Annotated in this window: 25 protein-coding genes; 13 read left to right on the plus strand and 12 right to left on the minus strand. The window is 66.3% G+C overall.

The window, feature by feature from the left end; all coding sequences use genetic code 11:
- Positions 1–95 precede the first annotated feature (95 nt).
- The 4 genes from EB836_RS07665 to pdxH form a co-directional block, all read right to left on the minus strand.
- Complete coding sequence (locus EB836_RS07665; protein ID WP_135539104.1) at positions 96–923, minus strand: C40 family peptidase; 828 nt, start codon at positions 921–923, stop codon at positions 96–98.
- 577 nt (positions 924–1,500) lie between these two features.
- On the minus strand, positions 1,501–2,187 hold the full coding sequence (locus EB836_RS07670) for a metal-dependent transcriptional regulator (protein WP_135539106.1): 687 nt from the start codon (positions 2,185–2,187) through the stop codon (positions 1,501–1,503).
- A 207-nt stretch (positions 2,188–2,394) separates the two neighbouring features.
- Positions 2,395–3,858 carry an aldehyde dehydrogenase family protein gene (locus tag EB836_RS07675; protein WP_135539108.1) on the minus strand — a complete coding sequence of 488 codons (1,464 nt, stop codon included), beginning with the start codon at positions 3,856–3,858 and terminating at the stop codon, positions 2,395–2,397.
- A 109-nt stretch (positions 3,859–3,967) separates the two neighbouring features.
- Positions 3,968–4,639: a pyridoxamine 5'-phosphate oxidase gene (gene pdxH / locus EB836_RS07680; RefSeq protein WP_135539109.1), complete on the minus strand. Its 672-nt coding sequence runs from the start codon at positions 4,637–4,639 to the stop codon at positions 3,968–3,970.
- Between the two features lie 212 nt (positions 4,640–4,851).
- On the opposite strand from pdxH, the gene EB836_RS07685 reads away from it, so the two are divergent.
- Complete coding sequence (locus tag EB836_RS07685) at positions 4,852–6,033, plus strand: aminotransferase class V-fold PLP-dependent enzyme (protein WP_135539111.1); 1,182 nt, start codon at positions 4,852–4,854, stop codon at positions 6,031–6,033.
- A 168-nt stretch (positions 6,034–6,201) separates the two neighbouring features.
- Here the strand turns inward: EB836_RS07685 and EB836_RS07690 are convergent, their stop codons facing one another.
- The 5 genes from EB836_RS07690 to EB836_RS07710 form a co-directional block, all read right to left on the minus strand.
- The gene (locus EB836_RS07690) at positions 6,202–6,699 is read right to left on the minus strand and encodes a DUF456 domain-containing protein (RefSeq protein WP_135539113.1); all 498 of its coding nucleotides are present in this window, start codon (positions 6,697–6,699) and stop codon (positions 6,202–6,204) included.
- 141 nt (positions 6,700–6,840) lie between these two features.
- Positions 6,841–8,100, minus strand: coding sequence for an MFS transporter (locus tag EB836_RS07695; protein ID WP_135539115.1), 1,260 nt, complete (start codon positions 8,098–8,100; stop codon positions 6,841–6,843).
- Positions 8,101–8,108: 8 nt separating this feature from the next.
- Positions 8,109–9,029 carry a DUF3027 domain-containing protein gene (locus EB836_RS07700; protein ID WP_135539117.1) on the minus strand — a complete coding sequence of 307 codons (921 nt, stop codon included), beginning with the start codon at positions 9,027–9,029 and terminating at the stop codon, positions 8,109–8,111.
- Positions 9,029–9,409, minus strand: coding sequence for a cold shock domain-containing protein (locus EB836_RS07705; protein ID WP_135539119.1), 381 nt, complete (start codon positions 9,407–9,409; stop codon positions 9,029–9,031). The genes EB836_RS07700 and EB836_RS07705 overlap by 1 nt, the downstream gene beginning before the upstream one ends.
- A gap of 568 nt (positions 9,410–9,977) precedes the next feature.
- Positions 9,978–10,208 carry a hypothetical protein gene (locus EB836_RS07710; RefSeq protein WP_135539121.1) on the minus strand — a complete coding sequence of 77 codons (231 nt, stop codon included), beginning with the start codon at positions 10,206–10,208 and terminating at the stop codon, positions 9,978–9,980.
- An 84-nt stretch (positions 10,209–10,292) separates the two neighbouring features.
- Here EB836_RS07710 and EB836_RS18645 point away from each other — a divergent pair, with 84 nt between their 5' ends.
- Positions 10,293–12,422: a helicase-associated domain-containing protein gene (locus EB836_RS18645; protein WP_276606432.1), complete on the plus strand. Its 2,130-nt coding sequence runs from the start codon at positions 10,293–10,295 to the stop codon at positions 12,420–12,422.
- Positions 12,423–12,557: 135 nt separating this feature from the next.
- Positions 12,558–14,192, plus strand: coding sequence for a DNA repair helicase XPB (locus EB836_RS07720; RefSeq protein WP_135539122.1), 1,635 nt, complete (start codon positions 12,558–12,560; stop codon positions 14,190–14,192).
- Between the two features lie 108 nt (positions 14,193–14,300).
- Here the strand turns inward: EB836_RS07720 and EB836_RS07725 are convergent, their stop codons facing one another.
- Positions 14,301–15,281: a DMT family transporter gene (locus EB836_RS07725; protein ID WP_135539124.1), complete on the minus strand. Its 981-nt coding sequence runs from the start codon at positions 15,279–15,281 to the stop codon at positions 14,301–14,303.
- Between the two features lie 255 nt (positions 15,282–15,536).
- Between EB836_RS07725 and EB836_RS07730 the strand changes: the two genes are divergently transcribed.
- From EB836_RS07730 to EB836_RS07775, 10 genes are all read left to right on the plus strand, one after another.
- Positions 15,537–16,127 carry a CGNR zinc finger domain-containing protein gene (locus EB836_RS07730; protein ID WP_135539126.1) on the plus strand — a complete coding sequence of 197 codons (591 nt, stop codon included), beginning with the start codon at positions 15,537–15,539 and terminating at the stop codon, positions 16,125–16,127.
- Positions 16,128–16,138: 11 nt separating this feature from the next.
- Complete coding sequence (locus EB836_RS07735; RefSeq protein WP_135539128.1) at positions 16,139–16,828, plus strand: hypothetical protein; 690 nt, start codon at positions 16,139–16,141, stop codon at positions 16,826–16,828.
- Between the two features lie 210 nt (positions 16,829–17,038).
- The gene (locus EB836_RS07740; RefSeq protein ID WP_135539130.1) at positions 17,039–17,797 is read left to right on the plus strand and encodes a response regulator transcription factor; all 759 of its coding nucleotides are present in this window, start codon (positions 17,039–17,041) and stop codon (positions 17,795–17,797) included.
- 30 nt (positions 17,798–17,827) lie between these two features.
- The gene (locus EB836_RS07745; RefSeq protein ID WP_135539132.1) at positions 17,828–19,789 is read left to right on the plus strand and encodes a HAMP domain-containing sensor histidine kinase; all 1,962 of its coding nucleotides are present in this window, start codon (positions 17,828–17,830) and stop codon (positions 19,787–19,789) included.
- Positions 19,786–21,678 carry a trypsin-like peptidase domain-containing protein gene (locus tag EB836_RS07750; RefSeq protein WP_135539134.1) on the plus strand — a complete coding sequence of 631 codons (1,893 nt, stop codon included), beginning with the start codon at positions 19,786–19,788 and terminating at the stop codon, positions 21,676–21,678. The genes EB836_RS07745 and EB836_RS07750 overlap by 4 nt, the downstream gene beginning before the upstream one ends.
- 199 nt (positions 21,679–21,877) lie before the next feature.
- Positions 21,878–22,165, plus strand: coding sequence for a WXG100 family type VII secretion target (locus EB836_RS07755; protein WP_135539135.1), 288 nt, complete (start codon positions 21,878–21,880; stop codon positions 22,163–22,165).
- 247 nt (positions 22,166–22,412) lie between these two features.
- Positions 22,413–23,159, plus strand: coding sequence for a PspA/IM30 family protein (locus EB836_RS07760; RefSeq protein WP_135539137.1), 747 nt, complete (start codon positions 22,413–22,415; stop codon positions 23,157–23,159).
- Positions 23,156–23,440: a hypothetical protein gene (locus tag EB836_RS07765; RefSeq protein ID WP_135539139.1), complete on the plus strand. Its 285-nt coding sequence runs from the start codon at positions 23,156–23,158 to the stop codon at positions 23,438–23,440. Before EB836_RS07760 ends, EB836_RS07765 begins: the two co-directional genes overlap by 4 nt.
- Before the next feature lie 87 nt (positions 23,441–23,527).
- The gene (htpX, locus tag EB836_RS07770; protein ID WP_135539141.1) at positions 23,528–24,439 is read left to right on the plus strand and encodes a zinc metalloprotease HtpX; all 912 of its coding nucleotides are present in this window, start codon (positions 23,528–23,530) and stop codon (positions 24,437–24,439) included.
- Between the two features lie 49 nt (positions 24,440–24,488).
- On the plus strand, positions 24,489–25,088 hold the full coding sequence (locus tag EB836_RS07775) for a hypothetical protein (protein ID WP_135539143.1): 600 nt from the start codon (positions 24,489–24,491) through the stop codon (positions 25,086–25,088).
- A 266-nt stretch (positions 25,089–25,354) separates the two neighbouring features.
- On the opposite strand, the gene EB836_RS07780 is transcribed toward EB836_RS07775, so the two are convergent.
- Both EB836_RS07780 and EB836_RS07785 read right to left on the minus strand, forming a co-directional pair.
- The gene (locus tag EB836_RS07780) at positions 25,355–25,573 is read right to left on the minus strand and encodes an RNA-binding S4 domain-containing protein (RefSeq protein ID WP_135539144.1); all 219 of its coding nucleotides are present in this window, start codon (positions 25,571–25,573) and stop codon (positions 25,355–25,357) included.
- Positions 25,573–26,403 (minus strand): hypothetical protein, encoded by an 831-nt coding sequence (locus EB836_RS07785; protein WP_135539145.1) that lies wholly within the window; start codon positions 26,401–26,403, stop codon positions 25,573–25,575. Before EB836_RS07785 ends, EB836_RS07780 begins: the two co-directional genes overlap by 1 nt.
- Between the last annotated feature and the right edge of the window lie 4 nt (positions 26,404–26,407).

Genomic DNA, 26,407 nt, shown 5'->3' on the forward strand with positions numbered 1-26,407 from the left:
CACGTATTTCGGCGCGAAATCTTTCCGGGCATACAAAAGCTCCCCGCCCGACTCGAGGACCGTCGAGTCGACCGGGGAGCTTTCGGTGAAGAAGATCAGAGAACGCGGATGAAGGTGACGTCGCCCATCCAGCTGTAGCTGCGCTTCGAGGTTCCCGAGCCAGGCGAACCGGCATCGTACATCTGTCCGCCACCGGCGTAGATGCCGACGTGGCCGGGGTGCCAGATGAGGTCACCGGGCTTGGCCTCCGACTGGGAGACGACCTGGCCGGCACCCTTCTGCGCGCCGGAGGTGCGGGGCAGGTTCACACCGACGTGGCTGTAGACCCACGAGGTGTACCCGGAGCAGTCCCAGCCGCTCTGCGAGGTGCCGCCCATGACGTAGGGGGTTCCGACGCCCTTGGCTGCCCAGCCGAGGACCTGCTCGGCCTTGGAGCCGTCGATCGATCCGGCATCGGAGCCGGAGTCCTTGGATTCGCTCTTGTCCGAGTCGGACGAACCGCTGTTGGCGGTTTCGTTGCTGTCGGAGCCGCTGGTGGAAGCGGCGGTTGCCGTCTCAGAGGGTTCCGGCTTCGGCTCGGGCTTCGGAGCGGCCTCGGCGGTGATGGACTTGGTCTCAACGCCGAACGAGTCGGTCTTCTTCTCGGACTTCTTGTCCTTCGAATCGTCACCGACCGTGACGGTCTGGTTCTGGAATTCGACCTGCTGCGTGTTCTCGGCCTCGGCGGAGACGGCTGCCTGGTCATCGGCGCCCTGTCCGGCGGCGGGCATCACAGCCGCGGTGAGCAGGCCACCGCTGGCAGCAACAACGGCTGCGCGGCGCCCGAAGACACCGGAGTTGGCGTTCAGAAGTTCAGTGAGTTCGGTCAGTGGAGTCTTGACCTTGGCATCTGCGGCGCGGCGGCCATGCTGCTTAGTTGCCACGTTTTCCCTCTCGTACCTATTGGCTTTCCGGGCCAACCGCCACTCTCGGTCCTTGAAATCTCACAGCCAGCGTGGCGTTCGGTTCTCGCTGTGAAGTCGCCATTGCGTGAACGACCTCCACAACTGTAACCAATCGGTGACCCATTGTCACGTTTCTGTCACAACTGCGGGAGGGAAACCGTGATGTTTTCCATAAAAGCCCAGGTCAGAGGCTTAAAAAGTCTTGAAACTTTCGTAACATTCTTCCGTTATACGACGTGCCCCAAGGGGTGGGGAGCCACTCCTTGGGGCACGGATCACAGTCAATTGTAACGACTCGAGACTTGTCGATCGGCGGCGTCGTTACCGCACGTTTGCCGCTTCGTCACCGCTGGTCCGGCCTTGAGCCACCGCTCGTCCTGCTGTTCTTCAACTCGAAGGCAGCTCGTGGGGCCGGACTTCGGCCGCGGGGCTGGACTGCGCACTGTCAGGAGTGCGCGGTTGTGACCTGTCGTTCCGGCTGCCGTGAGTCGGCCCGCCCGCCGACTCCAATCAGTGAGCCGACTCTAGTCGGTCAGCCGGTCAGCCGGTGAGCAGGTCAGCTGCGGTAGGCGAAGACGTGCGAGGCCGTCTCGAGCGGCAGGTCGAGCACATCCTGTGCGCCGGGGACCTGCACGGTGATGTACTCGCCGTTGCGGGAGATTTCGACTTCGCACTCCGGCAGGACACCGGCGACCTGGAACTGCTGGAGCAGGTGGATGTCGACCTGCAGCGGTTCGGCCAACCAGGCGATCGTCAGCTTCTTCGCACCATCGCGACCGACGGCGGTGGCGAGGTCGATCACCTCGGTCGTCGGCGAATCCGCGCCTCCGATGACGTCGAGACCCGGGATCGGGTTGCCGTAGGGGCCGGAGGAGGTTTCGGGCAGCAGCTGTACGAGCTTGCGCTCGACCTGCTCGCTCATCACATGCTCCCAACGGCAGGCCTCGTCGTGGACGAGTTCCCACTCGAGTCCGACGACATCGGACAGGAGGCGCTCTGCCAGGCGGTGCTTGCGCATGACGTCGGTGGCGATCCGGCGGCCTTCGGGCGTGAGCTCGAGGTGGCGGTCGTTGCCGACGTGAAGCAGCCCATCGCGTTCCATGCGGGCCACGGTCTGCGACACGGTGGGGCCGGAGTGGTCCAGTCGTTCGGCGATTCGAGCGCGCAATGGCACGATCGACTGTTCCTCAAGCTCGATGATCGACTTGAGGTACATCTCAGTTGTATCAATGAGGTCGTTCACTTCTGACCAGCCACTCCACTCTTCGTCTTCAGGTCGTTGCGACCATTTCAGGGGTTGTCACCATTTCGGGTCGTTGCGACCCTGCTCCGGTCCGTGCCCAGGCGAACCCGTTCGCGGCCATTGCGATCTGTCCCAATCCTATCGTGCGTTCAGCATTTCCTGTGAGTCGAGAATCCGCTCCCCCGCGACAACTCAACCGCATGCGTCTCACCCGGCGTTCGTGTAGGTGGTCTTGTGCACGGTGTAGAACTCGCGCGCGGCTCGGGCCTGTTCCCGGGGCCCGTAACTCGATCCCTTCCGACCACCGAAGGATACGTGATAGTCGACACCGGCGGTGGGCGCGTTGACCATGACCATCCCGGATTCGGCATAACGCTTGAAGTGGGCCGAATATTTCAGGGAGGTCGTGAAGATGCCTGCGGACAGCCCGAACTCGGTGTCGTTGGCCACGGCCAGCGCTTCGTCGTAGTCGGCGACTTCGATCACCGAGGCGACCGGCCCGAAGACCTCGTCGACGTTGATCGTGTCGCCGGGTTTCGTTCCCGTGACGAGCGCGGGGGCGAGGAAATATCCGCCGGTGGTCGATTCGACGAGTGTGCCTCCGGTGATCTCTCCGCCTTCGGCCCGGGCTTTGTCGATGTAGGCGAGGTCCTGGTCGAGCTGCGTCTGCGAGACCACCGGGCCGATGTCCACTCCGTCTGCGCGGGCGTCACCGACGCTCAGCCCTGCCATCTTGTCCTTGAGCAGGGCGACGAATTCGTCGTGGACGTCGGCGGTGACGATGAGGCGGGACGAAGCGGTGCAGCGTTGCCCGGTCGAGAAGAAGGCCCCGTTGATCGCGGCGTCGGCGGCCGCTTCGAGGTCGGCGTCGCCGAGTACGACGAGCGGGTTCTTCCCGCCCATCTCGCACTGCACCCGGATCTGGTTGGCCGCAGCGGAGGCGATGACCGACCGTCCGACGTGTACGGATCCGGTGAAGGTGAGCGCATCGACCTTCGCCGAGGTGGCCAGAGCGTCCCCGACGACGGAGCCGGGCCCCATGACGAGGTTGAACACCCCCTCGGGCAGTCCCGCCTCGGTGAGGATGTCGGTGAGCGCGTAGGCGCTGGCGGGGACGAGCTCGGCGGGTTTGAACACGACCGTGTTGCCGAAGGCCAGGGCCGGGGCGATCTTCCACGCCGGGATCGCGATCGGGAAGTTCCACGGGGTGATGATGCCGACGACGCCGATGGGTTCGTGGGTCATCTCGGCGATGAGGCCGGGGCGGACGGAGTCGACGATCTCGCCGGTGTTGCGGATGGTCTCCCCGGCGAAGAATTTGAAGATCTGGGCGGCCCGGAGCACTTCGCCCTTGGCTTCGGCGAGTTGTTTGCCCTCTTCCCGGGCGAGCAGATCGCCGAGCTCATCGGCGCGTTCGGCGATGAGGCTGCCGGCCCGATCGAGGATCGCGAAGCGCTGCTGGGCACCGTAGTCGGCCCATGCCGGCGCTGCGTCACCGGCCGCGCGGATCGCTTCGGTCACGGTGGCCGCATCGGCGCGGGCGTAGCGGCCGAGCACATCGGCCGGGTTCGAGGGATTGCGATTGAGACAGCGGTCCTCGCTGCCCACGCGGGTCCCGCCGATGAGGTTGTCGAAGACGGCATCGGAACCGTACTGGGTGGACTGGGCCATGGACACTCCTTTGTGTGGCTGGGTCGTGTGTAGCTGGGTCATGTGTAGCTGGGTCGTGGGTCGCAAGTCAGCAGCAGGGACTGCCGGGGTGCGGGCCGCGTGCCCGCGGTCAGGGGTAGAGGCGCACCGGCGTCCATGCCGAGGCCGCGGAGAGATCCCCGGGTTCGCGGCTGCCGTCGCTGCGGCGGAAGACCCACCGGTCGTGGAACCGGTTCTGCTGGCCCTGCCAGAATTCGATCTCGAACACGCGCACGCGGAAGCCTCCCCAATGGTCGGGCCGCGGTACCTCGCGACCGTCGAAATCGGTGACTGCGGCATCGTATTCGGCCTGCATCTGCTCTCGGCTGGCGGCCGGCTGCGATTGCTTGGAGACGTTCGCGCCGATCTGCGAACCACGGGGACGCACCGCGAAGTATGCGTCCGAGTCGGCGGGGTCGGCCACCTCGGCGAGGCCGCGGATGCGCACCTGTCGTTCCATGTCATGCCAGGGGAAGTTCACGGCGATCCGGGGATCGTCGGCCAGCTGCCGTCCCTTGGCGGAGTCGTAGTCGGTGAAGAAGAGGAAGCCGCGTTCGTCGAGGCCCTTGAGCAGGACGATTCGCGAGCTCGGACCCCATTCGTCGAGGGTCGACACGGTCATTGCGTTGGGTTCGCGAACGTGGTCGGCCGCCTCGTCGTACCACTGTCGGAACAGTGCCAGCGGTGAGGCGTCCGGGTGTTCGAAGACGCTGGAGTCATAGGACTTCCGGGTCTGCGGCAGGCGATCAACGGGCTCAGTCATGGTTTCACCTTACGACGCGGGACGGACACGCGTCACCGTCGGTCGGGATGCGGGGCTGGTGGGTCCCCGATCGGTCCGTGCTCGCGTCCGTGCTCAGTGAGTGACCACGTCCGTTTCAGGCTCGCGTCCGGGCCCCAGCCAGGGCCCGCGTCCGTTCGTCACATGACGGACCGGTGCCGGGCCGTGACCGTGCCCGCCGTAGAATATCGAACGTGACTGCGACGAATATTGAGATCCCGAACGACCTTCTGCCCGCCGACGGACGCTTCGGGTCCGGCCCGGCCCGCATCCGCCCCGCCCAGATCGAGGCCCTGAACTCTGCCGCGGCCGAGGTGCTCGGCACCAGCCACCGACAGGCACCGGTGAAGAACCTCGTCGGCCGCATCCGCTCCGGACTGGCCGACCTGTTCAGCCTGCCCGAGGGCTACGAAGTGGTGCTCGGCAACGGCGGGTCCACCGTTTTCTGGGATGTCGCCGCGTTCGGCCTCGTCCGCAGCCGTGCGGCACATGCGACCTTCGGCGAGTTCGGCCAGAAGTTCGCGAAGGCCACCGACACCGCCCCGCACCTCGAATCCTCACTCATCCTCCAGGCCGAGCCCGGCACCGCGGCGATCCCCTCCCCCGAAGCTCTGGCCTCAGCCGGCGTCGTCACCTCTGCCGCCGAGGCCGCCAGCGGTGACCTCGCCGCTGACTTCTACGCCTGGCCGCACAACGAGACCTCGACCGGTGTCGCCACGACGATCACCCGCCCCGAAGGCATCGACGAGGACGCGCTCGTCGCCATCGACGCCACCTCTGGTGCCGGCGGCCTGGACGTCGACATCGCCGAGACCGACGTCTACTACTTCGCGCCGCAGAAGAACATGGGCTCCGACGGCGGCCTGTGGGTGGCGATCATGTCGCCGAAGGCCATCGGCCGTGCGCAGGAGATCAAGGACTCCGGCCGCTGGATCCCGACCTCGCTCGATCTCGTGACCGCGATCGAGAATTCGCGCAAGGACCAGACCTACAACACCCCGGCCGTGGCCACCCTGCTGCTGCTCGCCGAACAGATCGAGTGGATCAACGGAAACGGCGGCCTGCAGTGGGCGACCGAGCGGACTCGTGAATCCTCCGGCCTCGTCTACGACTGGGCGAATGCCGCCGAGGCCGCCCACCCCTACGTCACCGAGGCGGCCGACCGGTCCTCGGTCGTGGCCACCGTCGATTTCGATGAGTCCGTCGATGCCGCGGCTGTCGCGTCTGTGCTGCGAGCCAATGGTGTCGTCGATGTCGAGCCGTACCGCAAACTGGGCCGCAATCAGCTGCGCATCGCGACCTTCGTCTCCGTCGACCCGGCCGACGTGCGAGCCCTGCTGGCCTGCATCGACTTCGTCGTCGACGCCCTGAAGTAACTCGCCGGGGCTGCGGGGCGTCCCGGCGTTCCGGCGACGCACTTCTCGCAATTCCTCCAGTCAGCGCCATAACCTCCCGGTGCACCGGGGCGTTATGGCGCTGACTGTAGGTGATGCACTCGCTTCGGGCTCGCAGTCCTGCAGCCCGCCAGCTCGCGGGCTGCATCATCAGCCGAAGAAGTGGATGAGCAGTCCGATGCCGTAGGTGATCGAGGCCAGCAGTGCGAGCCCGAGCTCGATGCCCGCGCCGAGACCGATCGCCTTGATCGATTCCCAGCTCGAATTCCACGCGGTCTTCGCGTCCTTGAGCCGGCCGTATTCGGCGAGGAAGAGACCGAGGACGAAACCGATCGGCAACCCGAGCACGGGAATGACGAAGAACCCGATGATCGCGAGCACGCCGCCGAGCAGCACCGAGGAATTCGGCACCTGCAGGGTCTTGAGCTTCCGGCCGGTGAGAACGAGCGACGAGCTCATTCCCGCCGCGACGAGGACGGCGACGATGGCGAAGATGATCCAGGCGGTGGGCCCGCCGATGATGATCGCCCAGATGAGGACCGCGATGCCGATGAGGATCGAGCCGGGCAGCACGGGCACGATGATGCCGAGGCAGCCGACGAGGATCGCCAAGCCGACCAGCACCGAGGTGATGATGTCAGTGTTCACAAACCGTCCGTTTCCTGCGCCGAGGTGGTCCCCGGACTGCTCCGAGGTGCCCCTCGGACCGTGCCGAGGTGTCCCCGAACCGCGCCGAGGTGGTCCCCGAAATTCTATGCGACGGACCTCCGTGCCCGCCCAGAGAGTCCCTCAGGGTCGGCCGTGGTAGCTGAGATGAAGGCGGATCCGCGACTGCGGATCGCGGTGGAGCCGCAGATCCTTGGCCGTGATCATCCACAGCAGGCCCACGGCGAAGGCGATGATCCCCGAGGCCGCTCCGACGACGAGCGCCATCCGCGGCCCGAAGACGTCCGCAACCCAGCCGGCCAGGGGCGCGCCGATCGGGGTGCCGCCCATGACGACCGCCGCGTAGATCGCCATCACCCGGCCCCGGTAGTTCGCGGCCGTGGTTGTCTGCACGTAGGCGTTGGCCGAGGTCATCATCGTCAGTGAGGCGAACCCGACGAACACGAGCGAGGCGGCGAACAGGTAGTAGTTCGGCATCAGCGAGGCGACTCCGACGGCCAGGCCGAAACCTCCGGCGGCACCGAAGATGAACCGCAGTCGGGGTTTCTCCCGCCGCGCCGAGGCAAGCGCCCCGGTGACCGAACCGATCGCCATAACCGAGTTGAGCAGACCGAATCCGGACGCGTCCTTGCCGAACTCGATCTTCGCCATGGTCGCGGTGTAGATGTTGAAGTTGAATCCGAAGGTCGCGATGATGAACAGCACGACGAGCACGACCGTGATGTCCGGCCGTCGACGCAGATATTTCAGTCCCCCGAGCACACCGCCCTTGCCGCGACGCCCCGAGGGGTGCAGCCGGGATTTGTCGAGCCGGATGAGCACCGTGAGTGTTGCGGCGAATCCGAGGCCGCTGATGAGGAACACGGGGCCGGCGCCGATGACGGCGGTGAGCACTCCGGCCACGGCCGGGCCGATCATGCGGGCACCGTTGAACGAGGCCGAGTTCAGGCTCACCGCGTTCGGCAGCAGCTTCTCACCGACGAGTTCGGAGACGAAGGCCTGCCGGGCCGGGTTGTCCAGAGTCGTGAGCATGCCGAGGGTGAACGCGAGCACGTAGACATGCCAGAGCACGATGACATCGGTGATGACGAGGGCGAAGAGGATGAGGCCGATGGTGCCCAGCAGCGCTTGGGTGACCATGAGCAGACGCCGTTTGTCGAACTTGTCGACGAGGTTGCCCGCGAACGGGAACATGATGAGCTGCGGGCCCAGCTGCAGAGCCATCGTCAGTCCCAGCGCCGAGGCGTTGTTGTCGGTGAGCATGGTCAGGACGATCCAGTCCTGCGCCGTGCGCTGCATCCACGTTCCGGTGTTGGAGATCAGGGCACCGGCGAACCAGTGCCGGTAGTTCGGCTCCGACAGCGACCGGAACGTCTGGGACATCGAGTGGTTCAGCCCTCCTGGAACTCGAGTTCGCCGGAGTAGTCGTCGACGACGGCTGCCGCGGGTTCGTGGTTGGGTCTGCGCACATCGGTCTCCGAGTGGGCACCGCAGCCGGATTCGAGTCCGACCACGCGACCGTCGAAGGGCGACCAGGCATTGGCGCAGACGCCGAAGGACTTGCGCAGCGAGCCGGCGATCGGCATGAGGTAGCCGCAGCTGCCGCAGTTCGCCGATGCTCGGGAGGCGAATTCGCCTTCGGGTCCGGCGTCCGAATCCGCCCAGCGGCTGGCCGCCGCGGAGAGCCCGTCAGAGGAGAGGACGCGCTCTCGGCCGAGGCCGAACTCGAAGTTCGCGATCTGGTCGACATTGTCGGCCGAATTGTCCTCGGTCTGTTGGAAGCCCGGCTGCAGATTCGGGTCCTGGTCGAGCTTGGGCAGGGTGTCCCGCGGGCTGAGGTCTCCGGGCTCGAGGCGCTCTTCCCACGGCACCCATTCGGGGGCCGTGAGGGCATCGGGTCCTGGCAGCAGCGCGGTCTCGCAGACCGTGACCTTCTTCGCGCGCGGGGCGCGGGCGAGCACGGCCACCCACCGCCATCCGCGGTAGGTCGGTTCGGTGCACACGAAGTAGTGCGTGACCAGGCGGGTGCCCTCGGCCACGGTTCCCAGGTGTTCGCCGACGGCGGCACTGCCGGCCACCTCGGTGATGGCCGACCGAGCGATGTCGATCGCCGCGGCCAGCTGGGTGTCGAGGACGATCTTCTCCTGGCCCGACCGCGCGCGGCCGGTCTTCGCAGCGTTCGTTCCCTTACCTGCGGCGGGTGCGGCAGCGGCCGCGGTCGTCTCTGCCGCCTGTGCGGTGGCCTGTTCGACGTCGCTTTCGGCGGGCGCGGCGGTCTGCCGGGCCAGCCAATCACTGAACAGTGATGACATCAGGACTCCAAATCGTCGGCAATCGCCCGCAGCAGGCTGGCCACCTTGTTCCCGTGCGTCGGGTCCGGGTAACGGCCGTGCTGCAGTCCGTTGTTGAGGTCATCCAATACTTTGATGACATCTTCAACCATAACTGCCATGTCCACGGCCGGACGTCGGCGGGCCTTGGCAACCTTGCCGGGAGTGCTCAGCGGGCGGGCCTTGAGCACCTGTGCTCCGCGGCGGGACTCGACGACGTCGTATTCGAGGCGAGTGCCCTTCGTGACCTCGGCTCCCTCGGGAAGCACGGAGGAGTGGAGGAAGGCCTGGGAGCCGTCCTCGGCGATGACGAAGCCGAAGCCCTTTTCGGCGTCGAACCATTTCACGCGTCCGGTAGGCATGATGTCCTTTCTTCTCATCTGCCCGCTTGACTCAGCGGGCGGTGTCCCGGCTGAGGCGGGCGAGTCTGTTCTCGTCGGTACTGGTCTGGTCGGTATGGGGCGGTGCTGGTCGGTATGAGTCGGTGCCGCAGTGGCTGCGGCGGGTGTGGCAAGTGCGGCGGGGCGGTGTGCATCGGTGACCTCACATGCCGCCGCGGTGGCGGGTGCGGGACCGGGCGGGTCCACGGGTGGGGGCGGCCGCCTCGGCGAGGGTGTCAACCGCGGTGTCTGCTGCTGTGCGGGTGTCGGGCCGGTGCGGGGTTCGGAGCCGAGTTCACGGTTCCGAACTGCCCGGTCGAGTTCCTCGACCGCACCGTCCTCGCCAGGGTGTTGGCGAGCGCCGGGCGAGGTGATCGCCGCAGTCGCAGGTGAGCTGCGAGGGTGTCTCCGTCGTTCTGTGCGGTTCCCGGCCGGCCGGTCCCTGCTGCGCGATTCCTGCTGGGCGGTGACCGGTCGGGCAGGTCAGTCGACGTGTGCGCGGCTCATGCCCGGCCCCGCCTCGTCCGCGGCTTGGGGATGAGCGGTGAAATCAGCTGTGGCCCACCTCGGTCTGTCTGCGTCGGTACGCCGCTCGGACCATGGCCACACAGGCCAGAGCGATGGCGATGGGCACGAGGATCATGGGCAGGAATGTGAGGAACGAACTCGGGGTCAGCCCCATCCACGCCTGTCCGAGGACACCGATGAGGCCGAGCGCCCCGACGGCTGCGGCGACAACCGCGGCGACGACTATGGTCGTGTCGACTCGAGTGGCTGACAATGCGCGTCCTTCCTGACGGTCCGTGGGCTCAGCCCAGTTCCTGTTCTGCCCTCCATTGTACCCCTCGCGATAGACTGATCTGCGATGTCAATGACCTTCAGCCAGTGGCTGTCCCACACTGCAGATGCCGAGTTCGAGTCCTTCGTCCGGACCCGACGCGACCTCCTCCAACCCGAGTCACCGACGATCCCTGCGCTGGCCGCGGCCGCATCCTCCCGCATCGGGGTCTCCCGCGGCATCGAGGCCCTCGACGCCGAGACCCTCGAAATCTTCATTGCCCTGGCCAAGGCGGCCCGAACGGCACCGGAGATCCCGGTCGCGGACAACCCCCACTTCGACCCCGTCCGCACCGAGGCGGCTCTGCCCCGACTGCGCGACCTCGGGCTGGCCTGGCCGACCACTGAGACCGGCGCTTCGGGCGGGGACGGATCCCTGCTGGAGAAGCACCCTGTCTGGAAGATCCAGTCCGAGGCGATCACTCTGCTGCCGACCTCGGCGGCGGAATCCGCCCGCACCCACCCGTGGCAGATCGACCCGGCCACGATCGATGCGAGCACGGCTGCGATCAGCCAACCGCTCATCCACAACAGCGAACAGGCCGCCGTCGCCGAGGTGATCTCGTCCCTGCGCGGCCTCGTCGACGAGCTCGCCGCCGCCCCCATCTCCCGGCTGACCAGCGGCGGAATCTCGAAACGGGATGTGTCCCGGCTCGCCCGCACCCTCGACCTGGGGCTCGAGCAGACGATCACGCTGCTGCTGGCCGCGAAGTCTCTGCACCTCATCGGGGTCCTCGACGATGCGCTCGACCCGCAGTGGACGGCCGCCGACGATGCCGACTCCGTTCTCGCCGGCGACCGGGCCGAACTGTGGGCGGGGCTGGTCTCCGCGTGGCTTCGTGAGTCCCTCGACGTCACGCAGCTGGCGGCCGGGGCGAGTGAGAACGAACGCCTCACGGTGCTCGCGACTCCGAAGAAGGCGCTGTTCAAGGGCTACGCCCAGTCCGTGCCGGCGATGCCGCTGCTGCGCGTGACCGTCCTCTCCGTCCTCCACGACATCGGTCTGGGCATGACCCGGTCGGCGCAGTGGATCCACGCGGAGGTGCTGCGTCGGCGCCCGCTGCTGCAGGCACATGGGTCCGCCATGACCGAGGCGGTGCTCCACACATGTGTGAACCTGGGCCTGGCGACGACTCCCCTGCAGCAGCCCGACCATTTCGGGCCGAGCCGATTCGGTCTGCGCCTGGCCGCGGGGCTCGAGCGGGCGATGGTCGAGCATGCGAAGCAGGATCCCTCGATCGCGCCGCTGGGCGTCGCCGTCGAGGCTCTCGAGGTGCCCGGAGACGTCATCGCTGCGGTCACCGAGGGGCTCGGGCGGGAGGTCGATACGGTGCTCATCCAGTCCGACCTCACGGCGGTGGCGACGGGGCCGATCGAACCCCGAGTCCACCACATCCTGCGCAGGTACGCCGTCGTCGAGGCGCGTGGTCAGGGCACGGTGTACCGCATCGATGCCGAGACGATCGAAGACACGATGCAGGCGGGGCTCACCCCGGAGGAGGCGCTGAGCGAGCTCGCCGAGATCAGCGCAGAGGAGCTGCCGTCGACCTTGGACTTCCTCGTGAAGAACACCGCCTCGAAGCTGCGGCGGGTCCGAGTGGCGGGTGCCCGCGCCGTGCTCGTCGTCGATGATCCGGTCGACCTCGACGTCATCGTCTCCGATCAGACGATGCTGCCGGCCGGTCTCGAACGGCTGGCCCCGACGGTCGCGATCTCTCAGCTCGGACCGGAGCGGACGATGCACCTGCTCGAGGCCGGGGGTCATCATGCGCTGCTGCATTCGGCGGCCGGACCGGTGCGCAAGCGGAGGGTGATCACTCAGTCGGAGCCCGACGTGAGCGTGCGGCGACGTCCGCGCGTCACGGACGGCCACCTCGGCGAATACATGCGGATTCTGCGTTCGGCGCCGGCGGGGGTGCCGGAGTCGGTGAGCACCGATGAACCGCTGGGGCACATGGATCTGCTGCGGGAGGCGGCCGAGGCGAAGGAGCGGGTGCTCATCCGGATCGCGGATTCGCAGGGCCGCGAGCGCAGCATCGAGATGCTGCCGGCCACGCTCAACGCCGGGCGAGTGCGCGGAACGGTGACGTCGACGGGCGCCGAGGCGTCCCTGTCGATCGCCCGCATCGTCTCCGTCACCCCCGCAACCACCCCCTAATTGCTACCCGACGGCGGCCCAGCAACTTGGCGCGAGGTTGCTGGGCCGCCGTCGAGTAGTTCTGGGAGGGAACAATCGGGGCGGGGGACGTGTTGTCCTCTCTGGTGTCATGGCACTTCGGGAATGGGAGTTTGAATGAATGGTCCGCTGATCGTGCAGTCCGATCGGACTGTGCTGCTGGAATCGGGGCACCCCCTCGCCGTCGAGGCGGCCGTGGCGATCGCCCCGTTCGCGCAGCTGTCACGGACCCCCGAATACATCCACACCTATACGATCACCCCGCTGGGCCTGTGGAACGCCCGAGCCAGCGGTCACGACGCGGAATCCGTCGTCGACGTGCTCCTCGAGTTCGCAAAGTACCCGGTCCCGCATGAGCTCCTCGTCGATATCGTCGACATCATGGACCGCTTCGGCGTGCTCACCCTCATCGACCATCCGATCCACGGGCTCACGCTGACCTCGACGGAGACGGGGCTGCTCGACGAGCTGCACGGCCAACCCGATCTCGTCGGAAAATTCGGCAAACGCATCGATGACGAGTCTGTCCTCGTCCACCCCTCGGAGCGTGGTGAGCTCAAGCATGCGCTGCTGCAACTGGGTCATCCGGTCTCCGACCACGCCGGCTACGTCGACGGCGAAGCCCACGAGATCGCGCTCTCCGATGACGCCCACGGCGGGCAGTGGCATCTGCGCGATTATCAGAAGCAGGCCATCGACCAGTCCCTGTCCGGTGAGTCCGGCGTCGTCGTACTGCCGTGCGGAGCGGGTAAGACGATCGTCGGGGTGGCCACGATGTCCCGGGTGCAGACGACGACGCTCATCCTCGTGACGAACTCGGTCTCGGCCAGGCAGTGGAAGGATGAGATCCTGCGGCGGACGACGCTGACCGAAGACGAGGTCGGCGAATACTCGGGTTCGACGAAGGAGATCCGCCCGATCACCATTGCCACCTACCAGGTGCTCACCACGCGACGGAAGGGCTCCTACCTCCACCTCGAGCTGCTCGACGCGAAGGACTGGGGGCTGGTCATCTACGACGAGGTGCACCTGCTGCCGGCACCGATCTTCCGACTCACCGCGAGCCTGCAGGCCCGCCGTCGTCTCGGCCTGACCGCGACCCTCGTGCGCGAGGACGGTCGGGAGGATGAGGTGTTCTCCCTCATCGGTCCCAAGCAGTACGAAGTGCCGTGGAAGGAACTCGAACGGCTGGGCTACATCGCCTCGGCGGCCTGCCATGAGGTGCGTGTGCGTCTCGACGGGGGAACCCGCACCGCCTACGCCCGCGCCGACGGCGAAGACCGGTACCGGCTGGCCGCGACCTCGGACGCGAAGCTGCCGATCGTGTCCGAACTCGTCGCCGACCACCCCGGTGCGCAGATCCTCGTCATCGGCCAGTACCTTGATCAGCTCGAGGAGATCGGCGCCGAGCTCGGCGCGCCCGTCCTCACCGGGCACACCCCGGAGTCCCAGCGCCAGGAGCTGTTCCGCGAGTTCCGGTCCGGGGACATCCCCGTCCTCGTGGTGTCGAAGGTCGCGAACTTCTCCGTGGATCTGCCGGCCGCCTCGGTGGCGATCCAGGTCTCCGGAGCCTTCGGCTCACGGCAGGAGGAGGCTCAGCGGCTCGGACGGATCCTGCGCCCGAAGGAAGATCAGGGTTCGGCGACGTTCTACACCGTGGTGGCCGCCGACACCGTCGACGAACACTTCGCCGCCCAGCGCCGCCGCTTCCTCACCGAGCAGGGCTACAGCTACAGCATCGAGGTCCGCTGAGCGACGCACGCGCACCCGACCCGCCTCCGACCCCAGAACTACTTGACGACGGCCCAGCAACCTCGCGCAAGGTTGCTGGGCCGTCGTCGGGTAGCAATTGGTGGGGTCTCAGACGTGCAGTAGGTCGGTGTCCGCTGCGGTGCCTGCCTCGGACTTCGCGACGATCTGGCGGCGGGCGACGCGGCGGGCCAAGCGGGCCTCGCCCCATTTGATGAAGCCGACGCCGCCGAGGATGAACACACCGCCGAAGAGCTGGATCGGCGCCGGCATCTCGAAGAGCACAAGCCAGGCGACGATGACCGAGAACGGCACCTCGACGAGGTTGACGAACGACCCGACGGTCGCGCCGACATAGCGCAGACCGAGGATTCCGGTGACGTAGGCCCCGACGGTGAAGACAACGATCATCGCCATCGGCACGACCCACGACATCGACACTCCGCCGAAGTCCACGTCGCCGGTCACCGCGCCCCACGGCATGACGCCGACGGCCACGATGAGCGACATCGCCAGGGATCCGATGCCCATGCCCAGCCCGGTCAGCGCGACCGGCGGAATCGTGATCGTATCCTTCGCGGAGACGAGGAAATAGCTGGCCAGACACACAGCCGCGGCCATGGCCATGACGGCGCCGATGATGCTGATCGACGATCCGCGCAGGTTGAGCACGAGCAGCAGACCGACCATCGAGACGAGGACTCCGATGAACGTCACGGTCGCCGGACGGGTCCGCGTCCGCGCCCAGATCCAGAAGACGATGAGCATCGGAGCCGTCATCTCAAGCAGCAGCGCCACGGCCACGGTGAGGTGCTCGACGGCGATGAAGTAGAACCCCTGCACGCCGGCCATCGACACCAGACCGTAGGTGACGACGGTGCGCCAGTGCGTGAGCACCTCGCCCCACCGTCCGTGCAGTGCGATGAGGCTGGGGATGAGCAGCAGGACCGCGGAGCCGGCCAAGCGGATGAGCACGACCGCGCCCGGGGTCCACCCGATCGCGTACATCGTCTTTGCGATCGGCCCGGACACCGCGAAGAAGAACGCGGAGGCAAGCGTGAGCAGGAACCCTACGACGACGGTGCGACTCATTCTTGACCTCCTGAAGGGACGAAACGTTTGTGGATCGGTTGGTTCGGACGGCGGGGTTCCCCACCGAGGTGGTGCGTTGGACGAGCATCCCCTCGCCGAGGCGGCTCGACGTGGGCGTCGCCGTGCCCGTGCGATGCCCGGCCGTGCGCGTCGTTGTCGGGCACCGATGATCGTGTGGTTTCAGTATCGGCCCCGAATTTGAAATGAGTCAAATGCATTTTGGTGCTTACATGGTGTGGCAGAATGGTTCCCGCTATGGCCTTCATCTACGACATTCGCGCGAATCTCACGATGCTCGTCGACCTCCTCAACACCTCCGGGGACGTCGCCGTCGACGGCGACGAGCTGACGACAGCCGCACAACTCCGCGAATTCGCGGCTCGCCACGACTTCTCCGGGCCCCTGACGGCCACGAGGAGCGACGTCGAGGAGACGCTGCGACTGCGAGCGCGGTTCGCCGCCGCACTGGACTCGAGCATCGACGCGGAGGGCGAAGACGCGGTCGAAACGGCGACTTCGGCGGTCGTCGATGAGATCAATCTCACACTGAGCGACTCGGGTTCCGTGCCGCAATTGGTCAAACACGACAACTGGGACTGGCACCTGCACGCCACGGGCGCGCAGGCTAGTCTCGCCGACCGGGTCGCCGCCGATGTCGCCCTCGTCCTCATCGACCTCATCCGCTCCGGAGACCTCGATCGGCTGGGCCGCTGCGCCGCCGAGGACTGCCGCGCCTATCTGGCCGACTTCAGCCGCAATCGCTCGAAGCGCTTCTGCGACACCGGCAACTGCGCCAATCGCACCCATGTCGCAGCGTTTCGCGCCCGGCAGACCGAATCAGACTGAGGCACACAGCCATGTCACTGCAGCCCCTGCCGATCACCGGCCTCCGGAAACTGGCCTGCGGCTTGGCCGGCATCATCGCCACGACGAGCATGGCGGTCGGCTTCGCCCTCTCACCAATGACCGTTCTGCTGACCATCCCCGGCGAGAAGCTCAGCGCGAACCTTCCCCTCTTCGGCATCACTCTCGCGGCGACGCTCGCGTTCATCCTCATCGGGCAGGTGCTCATCCGCGCCGCGCTCGGTCGGTTCCGCACCGGGGGCAGCCTCGCACGATTCTTCCGCTATCAGCTGGCGGCCATCGGCTTCGGCGCCGGACTGGGCCTCTGCTTCACCCCTGCCACGCTGTCGGCACCACCCGGGTGGTGGGTCGCCTCCATCATCGCGGGCGTCGCACTCTGCCTTCTGTCGCTGCTGGCGTTTCGCGGCACCCGTCGCTCAGTCCTGCACAGCCCAACTCATCCGAACATCACGTTGACCGAAGGCATCGTGGTCGACCACTGGTGGGGCGCGCCCCCTCTAAGCGCGACCGCGCAGTTGGCAACCGTCCGGTTCGTCGACGAGTCCGGCCACGCGAGGTTCACCCGACACCTCATCCAGCAGAGCCCGACGGTGCTCGGCACCATGGGTCAGGTGCAGTACGACCGCCGCTTCCCCCGCCGCGTTCGGCGCTTCAGCATCCCGACCAGGCGTTCTCCCGGATAGAGTCGCACTCCCTCCGGACCGCGGCGAAGATTTCTGACCTCGAGCTGACCGCAGCCATCTTTTTCGCTGAAATCATCCCATGATTCCTGAGAACGACGACTCCGATCGGGATCGAAATCGACTTTTCTGAGAGTTTTCTTGTGAGGCAGTTCACATTCACGTTCAGGATACCTCCAGCCGACTCCCAGAAATGGCCCTCAGACTGGTCACATGACTACAGCACAGAACGATGCCGACATCGAAGCCACCCTGCTCGTTGTCGATGATGAGCCCAATATCCGCGAACTCCTGTCGACCAGTCTCCGCTTCGCCGGCTTCGACGTCGTCTCCGCCGCAAACGGCGCCGAGGCACTGCGTCTGGCCGAGCAGACCGACGTCGACCTCCTCGTCCTCGATGTCATGCTCCCGGACATGGACGGCTTCACCGTGACCCGCCGTCTGCGCCAGATCGGCATGAACGCTCCCGTCGTGTTCCTCACCGCCCGTGACGACACCTCGGACAAGATCACCGGTCTGACCGTCGGCGGTGACGACTATGTGACGAAGCCCTTCAGCCTCGAAGAGGTCGTGGCCCGCATCCGCGCCGTCCTCCGCCGCACCCGCAACCTCGAGGACGAAGAGAACGCCGTCATCGTGGCAGGCGACCTCGAACTCGACGACGACACGCATGAGGTCCGCCGATCCGGCATCCTCATCGACCTCTCCCCCACCGAGTTCAAGCTGCTGCGCTATCTCATGCTCAACACGAACCGCGTGCTGTCGAAGTCGCAGATCCTCGACCATGTGTGGGAGTACGACTTCGGCGGGGACACCGGAATCGTCGAGTCCTACATCTCCTACCTGCGTCGCAAGATCGACATCACCCCGGAGACCGACGCCGCCGGCCACCCGGTCGAGATGGAATGGACTCCGATGATCCAGACCAAGCGCGGGGTCGGCTACATGCTGCGCACACCGGAATCCAAGTAGTCGTCCAAGCAAGGACGATAGATTACATACGTGGCAAAAGAATCCCGTCCCACCCGTCCCGGCTTCTGGGAAGAATGGTCTCTGACCACCAAGCTGCTGGCCATCATGATGCTGCTCATGCTGCTCGTCCTCACGGGGACGAGCGCGTGGGTGTTGGAGAACCTGCGCGACAGCCTCGTCCAACGCACCGATGAACGTCTCATCAGCGCGTCCGAGACCCTGGCGAAGCAGGCCTACCGTGATGTGTTCCAGCCGGCCGAACTCCAGTCCGGTTCGGGCGATGACAGCGCCGAGGATGCGCCGTCGTCGACGACGATCGATTCGAATTCCTGGGATCAGCTCAAGAGCCTCCTGCCGGGAGGCTTCTATGTGCAGTTCTACAACACGGACGGCGATCCGATCCGGGATCCCGTCGCCCCGGAGCCGCAGAATCAACCGATCCTTCCGAAGATCGACGAGAAGGAAGTCTATGCCCGGGCCGGCGAGCCCTTCACCGTGGCCGGGACGAGTTCGCAGTGGCGGGCTCGGGCGATGAAGGTGAAGAACACCGACGTGCTCGTGTCCATCGCCGTGCCCTTCGACCGCGAGGTCGACAACATCAACGAACGCGCCCGCAACACGATGATCGGCATCGGGCTGCTGGCTCTGGCGATGGTCGCCGGCGTCGGCTATTGGGCGATCAACAACACGTTCCGGCCGCTGCGCGACATCGAGAAGACCGCGTCGCGGATCGCCGCCGGTGATCTCTCGCAGCGGGTGCCCAGCTATCCGCGCAACACGGAGCTCGGGCGCCTGTCGGCGGCGCTGAACACGATGCTCGGACGCATCGAGGACTCCTTCGACGGGCAGACGCGGTCGGAGAAGCGCATCCGCCAGTTCGTCTCCGACGCCTCACACGAGCTGCGCACTCCTCTGGTGACCATCCGCGGCTATGCGGAGCTGTACCGACAGGGCGCGATCACGAAGTCCGAGGACGTCGCGAATGCGATGGAGCGGATGGAGTCCGAGGCCAAGCGCATGGGTGTGCTCGTCGACGATCTCGTCGTGCTCGCCCGTCTCGATGAGCAGCGTCCCGCCGAGATCGGTCCCATCGACCTGCACAAGGTCGTCCGTGATGCCGCTGCCGATGCGGCCGCACAGGCCCCGGATCGCGACATCAGCTTCATCGGACTCGATGGTGAGGATGCGCGTCCGGTGCCGATGATCCGCGGTTCCGAATCGAAGATCCGCCAGGTCATCGTCAACCTCGCCGGCAACGCGGTGCGCCACACCCCCGAGCACGCCGCGATCGAGTTCGCCGTCGGCGTCGTCGGCCTCCCCGAGACCACCGATACCGGCGGTGCGGACAGCGGAGAGATCCGAGAAGGCGCGGCCAAGGGCCAGAACGGTCGCAGCGGGGCAAAGGAGAAACCGCGTGAGCGCGGTTTCGTCACCGGCGGGGTCCGCATCTTCCGCCGAGGCGACTCCACCGGCAGCGACCAAGCAGACACCCAACCCACCCCACAGACCGATCCGCAATCGGCCCCGCAGACCGGACCCCAGCAGGCCGCCCGACCGACAACGCCGTCCGGCGCCCAAGCGGGAGACCAGCCCGGCGCGCAGACGGGTGAACCGTCGACGGCGCAGACAGGTGCGTCGGAGCCGGCGGGCATCGTGCCCGATGTCACGGCGGCCGGCTCGATCACGGTCGATGATTCGCTGCGCGGGTTCCCCAACGGTCGGGTCCGCTTCGAGGTCCGCGACCACGGAGACGGCATCGACCCCGAGGCGGTGCCGCGGATCTTCGAACGCTTCTACCGTCTCGACGTCTCCCGGACCCGGGACACCGGCGGTTCAGGTCTGGGCCTGTCGATCGTCAAGGCGATCGTCGAGAACCATCACGGCGCGATCTCCGTGCACGAAACTCCGGGCGGCGGTGCGACCTTCCGCATCGACCTGCCCATCTCCGAATCCGGCGGCCCCACTGCGGATACACGAAAGGACGAGCGATGAGCGACAACAGCAATCCCCAGAATCCGGATGAGGGATCCACCGAGGGCCGTCGTGGGCCGAGCGCCGGCGGCCACCGGGGATCGTCTGCGGAGGTTCCGCGCACCTTTCCCAACGCGTCGCAGTCCTCCGGACCGGCCCGGGTCAGCCCACCGGTGACCCCGCCGGAACGTCGCTCCGACTACGCCCCCACTCAGGCGCAGAACCCTGTGGACGACGCTTCTCGCCGAGGCGGCTCTTCGTCCCAGCCGCCCGCCGGCCCCCAGTACGGCCCCACTCATCAGCAGGGCTCTGCGCAGCAGCAGAACTCGCCCTACCCGCAGCAGTCAATGCCCTACGGTCAGGACGAACGGCGGCCCGCCACCGGGCATCAGCCCGGCACTCAGCAGCCCGGCTATCCGCAGCCCGGCACTCAGCAGCCCGGCTATCCGCAGCCCGGCACTCAGCAGCCGGGCTATCCGCAGTCCGGCACCTATCAGCAGGCGTCCTCCCCGCAGCCGAGTTCCCCGCAGCCGAACTATCAGGAGCAGGGCGGCGGGCAGCCCCACCCCCACAGTCCTCAGTACGGGGGTGCTCAGTACGGGGATGCTCAGTACGGCGGATCGCAGCATGGTGGAGTCCCGCAGCCCGACGAACCGGGAGCCACGCAGACGAACCACGTCTACGCCGCCCCAGGAACTCTGCAGACAGGCGTCGGCTCCCAGCCGATGAACCCCTCCGGGCAGCCGGGATTCTACGGTGGACCGGGAGGCTCGGGGCCGTACGGGCCCGAGCAGCCGCCTCGGCGAGAGAAGAGGGGCCCCGGCTGGGGTGCGACGATCGCGATCGCGGCCATCGCCGCCCTCCTCGGTGGCGGTGCCGCGTTCGGCGGCAACTATGCGCTCTCGGCGCTGCAGGGCGAGGAGCCGCGCAAGGTCGCCGAACAGACGATCGAAACGCCGGACTGGACCCAGGTGGCCGAGCAGACTTCGGAGAGCGTGATGTCGATCCAGGTCGGCGCAGGCGGCCAGGTGGAGGGTCTGGGTTCGGGTGCCCTCTATGACGATCAGGGCCACGTCATCACGAACAATCACGTCGTCGCTCCTGCGGACACCCCGAACGGAGAGATCGCCGTGACGATGAAGAACGGTGAGACGACGAAGGCGAAGATCGTCGGCCGCGATCCGTCGACGGATATCGCCATCATCAAACTCGAACAGGTCCCCGACGGCGTGAAACCGTTGGACGTCGGTGATTCGAAGAAGCTGTCCGTGGGCGATCCGGTGATGGCGCTGGGCAACCCGCTCGGGCTCGCCGATACGGTGACCACGGGCATCGTCTCTGCCCTCGACCGGCCCGTGTCGACGGAGAACATCGGCGAGGATGCGACCTCGCAGGAGAAGGAGCTGACGATCACGAATGCCATCCAGACGGATGCGGCGATCAACCCGGGCAACTCGGGTGGTCCGCTCGTCAACGGCGATGGTGAGTTCATCGGGGTGAACTCGGCCGCGGCGTCGCTGAGCCAGGCCGGCGAAGGACAGCAGTCGGGGTCCATCGGCATCGGCTTCGCGATCCCCGCCAACCAGTCAGTGATGATCGCCGACCAGCTCATCGCCAACGGCAAGGCTTTGCACCCGTTCCTCGGCATCACACTGACAGACGGGCACATCAACAGCGGGGGCATCACCCGCGGCAGCGCCAAGGTGCAGTCCGTCCAGGGCGGATCACCCGCGGCCAAGGCCGGCATCAAGGACGGCGACGACATCGTCGAGGTGGCCGGAACCAAAGCGAACAACGCCATCGCCCTGCGCGCGCTCGTCCGCGCCCAGCCGGTGAACTCGCCCGTCGAGGTCACCGTGGTGCGCGGCGGTCAGGAGCAGAAGCTCGATGTGACGCTCGTGTTGAAGTAGTCGCGATCGGGTCGGGGCGGGCCGCGACTCGGGCACACGGACCTGAGGATCGCGCCGCGACTCGACCACGACGAGGGTGTGGACAGCGGTCGGCTGTCCACACCCTCTTCCTGTGCCCTTGGCGCCCGTTGACCGCGTGATGACACTGGTCTCATCCCTGCCGACCGCCGCGGGGCATCACTGACCATGAGGAGTCATCATGAGCTTCGAAGTCGACGCCGAACGCGTCCAATCCGCCGCCACCGCCACGGCAGGCACCTCCCGCAACCTCGTCTCCGAATCCGACACGATGCTGCGCAACCTGCTGGCACTGCAGGAATGCTGGCGCGGCAGCGCTGCCCAGAACTTCCAGGCCGTGATCAACCAGTGGGAATCCGCGCAGAAGCAGCTGATGGAGTCACTGAACTCCATCCACGGTGCACTCAACACCGCGGCCCGCCAATACTCCGAAGTGGAAGCCGCGAACTCGCGCCTCTTCGCTCCGTGAGAAACGACTGTTTCGCTGCGTGAGAAGCGGCTGCGCTCCCGCAGCTGAGGCCACCGCACGTCTGGTGCAGATCCCTGCCATCACGCGGTCGAAGTCTCCTTGTACTCGTGACCGGCATCTGGCAAACTATCAGCCTTTCTTAGTAGGCTGAGAGCGATAGTTCGCGGCGGTGTTGGCCAAGAATCTCCGGATGGGAGTGGATCGGCTCGGCAGCGTCGGGTCAAACCAATGCAGGAGTCGACTACGGATGAGCATCTTCCAACGGATCGCGACGATCTTCGGCGCCAAGGCCAACAAGGCTCTGGACAAGGCCGAGAACCCCAACGAAACCCTTGACTATTCGTACCAGAAGCAGCTCGAATTGCTGCAGAAGGTGCGTCGCGGCGTCGCCGACGTCGCGACCAGTCGCAAACGTCTCGAACTTCAGATCAACCAGCTCGAACAGCAGCAGGACAAGCTCTCCGGCCAGGCGCAGAAGGCCATGGAGATCGGGCGTGAGGACCTTGCTCGCGAGGCACTGACCCGCAAGTCCGGACTCACCCAGCAGATCACCGATCTGCAGTCCCAGCACGAAGGCCTCCAGGGCGAGGAGCAGAAGCTCACGCTCGCCTCCCAGCGCCTCCAGGCCAAGGTCGACGCCTTCCGGACGAAGAAGGAGACCCTCAAGGCGACCTACAACGCCGCCGAGGCGCAGTCGAAGATCGGTGAGGCCTTCTCCGGCATCTCCGAGGAGCTCGGAGACGTCGGCATGGCCGTCCAGCGTGCCGAGGACAAGACCGCCTCGCTTCAGGCTCGCGCCGGTGCCGTCGATGAGCTGCTCGCCTCGGGCGCCCTCGAAGATGTCACGGGCACGGCCAAGGACGACATCACCTCTCAGCTCGACGCGCTGTCGAGCGACAGCGATGTCGAGATGGAACTCCAGCGGATGCGCGAGTCCCTGCCGGCCGGTTCCGAGAAGGAGCAGAAGTCGCTCGAGGGTGAGGAACAGCAATGATCATCCGCATCATGGGCGAGGGTCAGTACGACGTCAACAATGTCGACCAGGACCTGCTCCAGAAGTACGACAACCAAGTCGAAGCCGCCGTGGCTGCCGGTGATGAACAGGCCGCTCGGACCGCGCTTTCGGCCCTGCACGACTACGTGACCGGCAACGGTCAGCCGGTCGCCGATGACTACCTCGGTTCGTCCGAGGCCGTCATCCCCTTCGTCGACGCCACACTGGCCGAGATCGCCGAGCTGCTCACCGGTGAGGGCTTCATCCCCGATCCGGCCTGAACAGCAGAATCGTCCACCGATGCACCCGGCCCATCGTCTTCGATTGAGATGATGGGCCGGTTCTGACATACCCAGAGAGGAACTACGATGAAGAGTCGCTTCGTCAAAGACAACGGACTGACCATGCGGATGGGATGGACGATCTTCCTCAACGGGCTCATCTATGTCATCCTCATCCTCGCCATCTGGTGGATGTTCGGCGGAAGCGTCTCCGGCGTCATCATCGCCGTGCTCATCAGCGCCGGCGCCTTCTTCTTCCAGTGGTACTTCTCCGACTCGATCGCGATGAGAGCGATGGGTGCCAAGGAGGTCAGCCCCGAAGAGGCACCCGAACTGCACACGCTCGTCGATCGGCTCTGCCAACTCTCCGACGCGACCAAACCGCGAGTGGCGGTGTCGAACTCGGCCATCCCCAACGCCTTCGCCACCGGCCGCTCACCGGAGCGCTCGGTCGTGTGCGTCACCCGCGGCCTGTTGGAGAAGCTCAACCGCGAAGAGGTCGAAGTCGTGTTGGCCCATGAGCTCTCCCACGTCGCTCACCGCGACGTCACAGTGATGACGGTTGCCGGAGTCACCGGAGTCGTCGCCGCTCTGATGATGCGCGCCGGGTACTACATGAGCTTCGGGCGCTCGAACAACAACAGCAACGGCGTTCCCATCCAACTGCTGTTCATCCTCGTCGGTGCCGTTGTCTACGGTCTGTCCTTCGTCCTCATCCGCAGCCTCTCACGCTACCGCGAGCTCGCCGCCGACCGCGCCGCTGCCATCCTCACGGGTGCCCCCTCGACGCTGGCCTCGGCGCTGACGAAGCTCAGCGGAGACATGAGCAAGATCCCGGAGAAGGACCTGCGCTCTTCCGCCTCGGCGAACCACTTGGCGCTCATTCCGGCCATCAGCGGCAAGGCCGCGTTCGGTCAGCTCTTCTCCACCCACCCGTCGCTCGAAAAGCGTCTGGAACAGCTGTCGAAGATCTCCGCGCAGCTCTCCCGCCCTGAGTGACCCTCCACCGCACCACTCGCGACCACACCACCCCCGAACTAGGAGTTCCATGGGCTTCTTCGACGCACTGCTCGGCCGCACCAAACCGAAGCGCGCCAACCTCGACGACCTCTTCGCACTGCCGCCTGCCGCGCTGACCCTGCAAGCGGCCACCGGCTTCACCCCGACCGGAGTCGGCGCTGTTGCCTTCCGCCAGGTCGAAGGAGCCGCGTTCCAGTCGGCGGAGTCCGAAAGCGTCGCCCTCATCGGTTCCGACCCGGCCGCCTCGGTGCGACAGGAGAACGACGGCTATGGGTTCACCTGGCAGGTCGTGTCGGATGAGAACGCCGAGGTGGTCAACCTCGTGACGAACATCCACGCCGTGAACTCGGCGCTGGTCAGCCAGGGCTTCGACACGATGCTGCTGTGCACCACCGCGTACTTCGTCCACCCCGACGGACGCCGGATGGCACTGGTCTACCAGTACAAGCGCGGCACCTTCTACCCCTTCGTGCAGTTGGGGCCGAAGCAGCGGGACAACCCCTTGGAGATCCAGGTCAAGGGGGTCCTCTCCGGCGAGCTGCCCTTCGAAGAGGATACGTCGAACTGGTCGGCACTGTGGGACGCCCCGGGTATGAACGACACTCCAGGCGCTCCCGAGCTGCAGTAGGCATTTCAGCTGCAGTAGGCAGTCCCAGTCCGAAGGCAGGGTCCCGTCCGAGCGCTGGGTCCAGTCCGAAGGCAGGGTCCCGTCCGAGCGCAGGGTCCCTAAGGACAGACAGTTGGAGGGCGTCCCCGCGGGGACGCCCTCCATTCACATCAGAAACTAGTCTTCAGACAGGTTCGTCGGGTCCGGCTGTCTGCTCGTCAAACCGGTTCGTCGGGTCCGGCTGTCCGCTCGTCGAACAGGTTCGTCCGGCTCGTCAGGCGAGTTCGTCAGTCCTGTTCGGCACTGATCTCGATGACTTCGCCGAGAGCTTCGACGCGGTCGCCGGGGCGGATAATCGCACCGCGGCGGGTCTCGACCTCACCGTTGACGGTGACCTCACCGTCGGCGATCATGTCCTTGGCCATGGCACCGTGTTCGGCCACACCGTGGAGTTTGAGCAGCTGACCGAGCTTGATGGACTCGCCGCGGATCTCGATCGTATCCATCAGAAGTCGAATCCTCCGGAGTCGAAGCCGCCGCCGTCGCCGCCGAACAGGCCGCCGCCATCACCACCGTCGCCCCCGAAGAAGCCACCGCCGTCACCGCCGCCCATGTCTCCTCCGGCGTCGCCCATGTCTCCTCCGTAGGCACCGTCCCAGCCGCCGCCCATTCCGCCGAAGAGCATGGCGCCCATGAGAACGCCCGGCAGCAGACCGGAACCGGCATAGGAGTTGAAATAGCCGCGGTTGTATTCGGCATAGGCCGGACCGGCCTCCCAATAGGCGCGGCGGGTGTGTCCGTCACCGGTGACGACCTTGCGCACCATCGGTTCGGCACCGACAGCCACGCGTTCGGCGTCTGCGGCGCACACGGGCACGGGGCGCAGCTGGCCTCCGGCCGGAGCCCAGTCGATGTCCTCGACCGAGGGTCCGTGCTGCGGATTGAAGAAGCAGGGCGGTCGACGCACGGGAAGGGGTTCGCCTTCGACCCGGGCCCGCACGCACTTCGCGGCATAGCGGCCGTCCTCGAGCGCCTCGGTGACGTGCCGGATATCGGTGGGCTCGTCGACCTTCGCGAGAGTCTCCTTGGCGATGTCGTAGGAATCCAGCGCCTGCTTGTAGTCCTGTGCCCCACCCGTGTCGAGGTCGACTCCCGCGGTGATGAGATCGAGTTCTGCGACCTCTTCCCCGAAGGAGGTGACGTCCTCTTCGGCGGTCTTCTTCACCTGCTGAAGTTCGGCGGCGTGCAGTTCCCGCTGACGCTGCTTCTCCTTACGGTGACCGACGAAGAATACTGCCCCGAGAACCACGAGCAGCAATAGGAATACCGTACTCACGATC

It is taken from the genome of Brevibacterium sp. S111, assembly GCF_004745075.1.
Classification (GTDB): Bacteria; Actinomycetota; Actinomycetes; order Actinomycetales; family Brevibacteriaceae; genus Brevibacterium.